This window comes from Pseudomonas sp. Xaverov 83 (genome assembly GCF_019352905.1).
In the GTDB taxonomy this organism is placed as follows: Bacteria; Pseudomonadota; Gammaproteobacteria; order Pseudomonadales; family Pseudomonadaceae; genus Aquipseudomonas; species Aquipseudomonas yamanorum.
In genome coordinates this window covers 155125-161165 of sequence record NZ_JAAAFU010000019.1, presented here as the reverse complement: position 1 = coordinate 161165, position 6041 = coordinate 155125, and the positions used below count along the sequence as shown (strand labels likewise).

The 6041-nt window shown below is 58.7% G+C and carries 4 protein-coding genes; all 4 read left to right on the top strand.

Features of this window, described 5'->3' with window-relative positions; genetic code table 11:
* The first annotated feature begins 272 nt into the window (after positions 1-272).
* The 4 genes from yaaA (at position 273) to K0H47_RS08400 (ending at position 6008) form a co-directional block, all read left to right on the top strand.
* Positions 273-1052: a peroxide stress protein YaaA gene (yaaA, locus tag K0H47_RS08415; RefSeq protein WP_017477648.1), complete on the top strand. Its 780-nt coding sequence runs from the start codon at positions 273-275 to the stop codon at positions 1050-1052.
* 868 nt (positions 1053-1920) lie between these two features.
* A complete protein-coding gene (locus tag K0H47_RS08410) occupies positions 1921-3237 on the top strand; it encodes a nucleotide sugar dehydrogenase (RefSeq protein WP_063027265.1) in 1317 nt (438 codons plus the stop codon).
* Positions 3238-3320: 83 nt separating this feature from the next.
* Positions 3321-4802: a mannuronan synthase gene (alg8, locus tag K0H47_RS08405; RefSeq protein WP_017477650.1), complete on the top strand. Its 1482-nt coding sequence runs from the start codon at positions 3321-3323 to the stop codon at positions 4800-4802.
* A gap of 36 nt (positions 4803-4838) precedes the next feature.
* Positions 4839-6008, top strand: a complete 1170-nt coding sequence (locus K0H47_RS08400) for an alginate biosynthesis protein Alg44 (RefSeq protein ID WP_063027263.1) — start codon at positions 4839-4841, stop codon at positions 6006-6008.
* Positions 6009-6041 lie beyond the last annotated feature (33 nt).

Below are 6041 nucleotides of genomic sequence, written 5' to 3'. Positions count from 1 at the left end.
GCGCCGGGCCATGGATGGCCCGTCGCGGCGGCCCGCGGAGCAATGCCGGAGTGAGGGAACACCGAGCCTAAGCGAGGTGCCGACAGGCGGGGCAGAGCCCTTTGCTTACTTTGGGGCTTTTCCAAAGTAAGCCGCTGTAAGAGCGGAACCATAGGTGGCCGTTACCTAAATAACGGATATACACACAAACCCCCAGGCATCTATCACCTTCATAGGTGGAGTCAAACCGCCCTACCCCCTAGAATCCCCCCACGATTAAAGGAGACGACTTCATGCTGACGGTGATTTCCCCCGCCAAAACCCTCGATTTCGAATCAAAGCCGGTCACCCCGCGCTTCACCCAACCGCAATACCTCGACCACTCCCAGGAGCTGATCGAACAACTGCGCGAACTGAGCCCGGCGCAAATCAGCGAGTTGATGCACGTCTCCGACAAAATCGGCGGCCTCAACGCCGCACGCTTCGGCAGCTGGACCCCAGCCTTCACCCCCGCCAACGCCAAGCAAGCCCTGCTGGCCTTCAAGGGCGACGTCTACACCGGCCTCAACGCCGAAACCTTCAAGGACGCCGACTTCACCTACGCCCAGGATCACCTGCGCATGCTCTCCGGCCTGTACGGCTTGCTGCGCCCCCTGGACCTGATGATGCCGTACCGCCTCGAAATGGGCACCAAGCTGCCCAACGCCCGTGGCAAGGACCTGTACGCTTTCTGGGGCACCCGCATCAGCGAGTGGCTCAACGAAGCCCTGGCCGAACAAGGCGATGACGTGCTGCTCAACCTGGCCTCCAACGAGTATTTTTCGGCAGTCAAACGCCCGGCACTGAACGCGCGGATCATCAACACCGAGTTCAAGGACCTGAAAAACGGCCAGTACAAGATCATCAGCTTCTACGCCAAAAAGGCCCGGGGCATGATGAGCCGCTTTGTGATTGAAGAACGCATCAACGACCCGGCCAGGCTCAAGGAGTTTGACGTGCAGGGTTATCGCTTCAATGCGGAGCAGTCGAAGCCGGATAACCTGGTGTTCCTGCGGGATCACGCACCGGAATAACCTGACAACGAAGACTCAAATGTGGGAGCGGGCTTGCTCGCGAAAGCGGTGGTTCAGTCGATGCCTTTGTTGCCTGACACGCCGCTTTCGCGAGCAAGCCCGCTCCCACATTTTGTTCGCATTCCAACCTCGGATTCGTCATTTATTTGGCGTCAAAAATAATTCTTCAGATTCCCTAACATTTATTTCACTCGACATTCGTCAATTTTTTTCGTAGTGGCACGACTCTTTTCAAAGAGTAGTGGCACAAAACTATTTAACCCTCGTAACTCCCCGCAACTACTGGCCCAAATAGCAAGTGCTATCACAATAGTACTAGTGCCATCTTTCCTAATATTTCAAGAAATTTCCGAAAACAGGATGAGTGGACAGGAACTATGTCCTAAAGCACCGCTCATACCACCGGTAACGATTATCTCTGCAGATGTAAGAGATGACTTACGCGGCGACCAACGGAAGTAGCAAAGTTGTCATACAGCTTTGACTCAATGGTCAAATCATCAACTGATTAGTTGAAGGCGGACGAAAAAGTTTCACTACTTTCTCCGACATGGCCAAGGCTGAGCTCACCTGTATGGGTCAGTGAGACAACCCAAGCCGTTGATATATAAGGGCTCAAAGTCCCTGTCAACGCCTTGCGGCACTGGCGCCAGCCCCTTCCCCAGGAAGGCTGGCTGCATTTCAGGGCAAGCCCCAACAATAAGGCCAAGTTGCGCACAACTTGAGTGCATTAGTTAGTCACTCGACTTTTAGTATGCCTGCACTGGATATACCGACGTTTATTCGTCGCACTTTCCAGCGCCTGAGTGACGCTTTAAAACATGAACTCCGGCCATCTAGTGGCACGATTAACAATGAGGTAAATGCGATGCGCATCAGCATATTTGGTTTGGGTTACGTCGGCGCGGTATGTGCCGGTTGCCTGTCTGCACGGGGCCATGAGGTCGTTGGCGTAGACATCTCCAAGGAAAAGATCGACCTGATCAACGCGGGTAAATCCCCCATCGTTGAACCGGGTCTGGGCGAACTGTTGAGCCAAGGCATTCAAACCGGCCGACTGCGCGGCACCACCGATTTCGCCGAGGCAATCCGCGATACCGACCTGTCGATGATTTGCGTCGGCACGCCGAGCAAGAAAAACGGCGACCTGGAACTCAACTACATCGAATCGGTGTGCCGCGAGATCGGTTTTGTCCTGCGTGACAAAACCACCCGCCACACCATCGTGGTCCGCAGCACCGTGCTGCCAGGCACCGTGGCCAATGTGGTGATCCCGATTCTCGAAGACTGCTCGGGCAAGAAAGCCGGCGTCGACTTCGGCGTCGCGGTCAACCCTGAGTTCCTGCGTGAAAGCACCGCCATCGCCGACTACGATCTGCCGCCGATGACTGTCATCGGCGAATTCGACACCGCTTCCGGCGATGTCCTGCAGTCGCTCTACGAAGAACTCGACGCCCCGATCATCCGCAAGGACATCGCCGTCGCCGAGATGATCAAGTACACCTGCAACGTCTGGCATGCGACCAAAGTGACCTTCGCCAACGAGATCGGCAACATCGCCAAGGCGGTAGGTGTCGACGGTCGCGAAGTGATGGAAGTGGTCTGCCAGGACAAGACCCTCAACCTGTCCCAGTACTACATGCGCCCGGGCTTTGCCTTCGGCGGTTCCTGCCTGCCCAAGGACGTGCGCGCCCTGACGTACCGCGCCGGCTCCCTCGACGTGGATGCGCCGCTGCTCAACTCGCTGATGCGCAGCAACGAGTCCCAGGTGCAGAACGCTTTCGACATCGTTTCCAGCCACGACAAACGCAAAGTCGCCCTGCTGGGCCTGAGCTTCAAGGCCGGCACCGATGACCTGCGCGAAAGTCCGCTGGTGGAGCTGGCAGAGATGCTGATCGGCAAGGGTTTCGACCTGAGCATCTACGACAGCAACGTCGAATACGCTCGCGTGCACGGCGCCAACAAGGACTACATCGAAGGCAAGATCCCTCACGTGTCGTCCTTGCTCAACTCGGACTTCGACGAAGTGATCAACAACTCCGACGTGATCATCCTGGGCAACCGCGATGAGAAGTTCCGCGCCCTGGCGCATAACGCACCCCACGGTAAGCAAGTGGTCGACCTGGTGGGCTTCATGTCCAAGGCCACCAGCGTGAGCGGTCGTACCGAAGGCATTTGCTGGTAACAGCAACGGCAAGTTTCAAGCGACAAGCGTCCTGATCCCCGGCGCTTGTCGCTTGAAGCCTCCTTCACTTGCGGATGACGCCTATGTCCAAGTTAAAACACGTACTTCTCCAATCCGCCGGCTGGCTGTTTTTCCTGAGCCTGCTGATGGGTCTCGCCCTGCTGTTGCCGGCGAGTACGTTCGACTCCGAGTCGAAGAATTTTATTTTCCTGATTGGTGCCGTCGGTATCTGGCGCTACTCGATGGGTGCTACGCATTTCTTTCGCGGCATGCTGTTCCTGTACGTGGTCTACCCGCACCTGCGGCGCAAAGTGCGCAAGCTGGGCAAAGCGGCAGACCCGTCCCACGTATTCCTGATGGTCACCAGCTTCAGGATCGACGCGCTGACCACTGCCCAGGTCTACAGCTCGGTGATCCGCGAGGCCATCGAATGTGGCTTCCCCACCACCGTGGTCTGCTCCCTGGTGGAAATGTCTGATGAGCTGCTGGTCAAGAGCCTGTGGGCCAGAATGAACCCGCCCGACCACGTCAAGCTGGACTTCGTGCGTATCGCCGGTACCGGCAAGCGTGACGGCCTGGCCTTCGGTTTTCGCGCCATCTCCCGCCACCTGCCGGACGACCGCGCCGTAGTGGCCGTGATCGATGGCGATACCGTGCTCGCCGAGGGCGTCGTGCGCAAGACCGTGCCGTGGTTCCAGCTGTTCGGCAATGTCGGCGGCCTGACCACCAACGAGTTCTGCGAAGTGCGCGGCGGCTACATCATGAGCGAGTGGCACAAGCTGCGCTTCGCCCAGCGCCACATCAACATGTGCTCCATGGCCCTGTCCAAACGCGTGCTGACCATGACCGGTCGCATGTCGGTGTTCCGCGCCAACGTGGTCACCGACCCCGGCTTTATCGCCGACGTGGAAAGCGACTCGCTGCAACACTGGCGCCTGGGCCGCTTCAAGTTTTTGACCGGTGACGACAAGTCCAGCTGGTTCAGCCTGATGCGCCTGGGCTACGACACCTTCTACGTGCCGGATGCCGCGATCCACACCGTGGAACACCCGCCGGAAAAGAGCTTTATCAAGGCCAGCCGCAAACTGATGTTCCGCTGGTACGGCAACAACCTGCGCCAGAACTCACGTGCCTTGGGCCTGGGGATGCGTCGCCTCGGCCTGTTCACCAGCATTGTGCTGTTCGACCAGCGCGTGTCGATGTGGACCTCCCTGCTGGGGTTGACCGTGGCAATCATCGCCACCTTCAAATACGGCGGCGCGTTCATCCTCGCCTATCTGCTGTGGATCGGCATCACCCGCCTGATTCTGACCCTGCTGCTGTCGTGCTCCGGCCACAAGATCGGCCCGGCTTACCCGGTGATTCTCTATTACAACCAGATCATGGGCGCGCTGGTGAAGATCTACGTGTTCTTCCGCCTTGATCAACAGTCCTGGACCCGCCAGGACACCAAACTGACCCGCGATTTGGCCAGCTTTCAACGTTGGTTCAACACCTGGTCGTCTCGGACCATGACCTTCTCCGCCGGCAGCATTTTCGTCGCCGTGTTGCTGATGATGGTTTGACCCTGCCAAGCCTGAATTAACTAGGAACTAAACACCATGAATAGCCAAGTAAACGCCAACGTTGTCCACGAATCCGAAGCCCAGCGCCAACACGCCCGGGTCAAAATCCCGGCCAAGCTGCGCTTCTTCGGCGCCGACCAAACACCGATGGAAGTGCGGGTCATCGACCTGTCCGCCGGCGGCCTGGCATTCAACGCCCCGCAGCAGCCACTGAAAGTCGGCGATGTGCACAAGGGGCGCTTGCAGTTCGTGATCGATAACCTGGGCCTGGCGATGGACGTCGAGCTGCAGATTCGCTCCTACGACCGCCAGACCGGCCGCACCGGTTGCCAGTTCCAGAACCTCGACGCACAGGACATCTCCACCCTGCGCCACCTGATCACCTCGCACCTGGCCGGCGACATCGTGACCATGGGCGACGTGCTGGCGACCCTGCAACGGGACAACTTCACCAAGGCGCGCAAGGTCAAGGACGGCGGCAGCAACATGACTGCGGCGGGCCGCCTGCGTGCGGTGACCTTCAGCCTCGGGATCTTTGTGGTGGGGTTGGTTGCCTTCGGGTTTGTCGTCAAATCGGTATACGGCATGTACTTCGTCAGCCACGCCACTTCCGGCCTGGTGAGCGTCCCGGGCATGAACGTGACCATGCCTCGCGACGGCACCGTGCAGAGCCTGATCAAAGGCGATGCGGTCGCCGCCAAAGGCGCGCCATTGGCAACCTTCAGCACCAGCATGCTCGATGTGCTCAAGGGCCATCTGGACGAAGACCAACTGCAACCGGCCAAGGTGGAAGAGCTGTTCGGCAAACAAATGACCGGCACCCTCACCTCCCCGTGCGACTGCGTCGTGGCCCAGCAACTGGTCGCCGACGGTCAGTACGCCAGCAAGGGCGATGTGATCTTCCAACTGGTGCCGCGTGGCAGCCAGGCCAACGTTGATGCACGCTTCTCCTATCGTCAGTTCGCCGACGTTCGCCCGGGTACCCGCGTGAACTTCCAGGTGGCGGATGAAGAGCAGGTGCGTACCGGCACCATCGTCAGCAGCACCAGCCTCAACAGCACCGAAATGTCTTCCGACATCCGCGTGCAGATCAAACCCGATGCCCCGCTGGACAGCACCTACGCCGGCCGCCCGGTTGAAGTCACCAGCGACCGCGGCCCATCCCTGAACTGGCTGATCGACAAAGCCATGGCTCACGGTCTGTAAGCGAGGACATGCCTGTGAACCCTATTCTAAAAA

What these genes read in the sequence shown, in the direction of transcription:
- yaaA (WP_017477648.1), top strand. Translation starts at nt 273, where the DNA reads ATGCTGACGGTGATTTCCCCCGCCAAAACCCTCGATTTCGAATCAAAG.
- K0H47_RS08410 (WP_063027265.1), top strand. Translation starts at nt 1,921, where the DNA reads ATGCGCATCAGCATATTTGGTTTGGGTTACGTCGGCGCGGTATGTGCC.
- alg8 (WP_017477650.1), top strand. Translation starts at nt 3,321, where the DNA reads ATGTCCAAGTTAAAACACGTACTTCTCCAATCCGCCGGCTGGCTGTTT.
- K0H47_RS08400 (WP_063027263.1), top strand. Translation starts at nt 4,839, where the DNA reads ATGAATAGCCAAGTAAACGCCAACGTTGTCCACGAATCCGAAGCCCAG.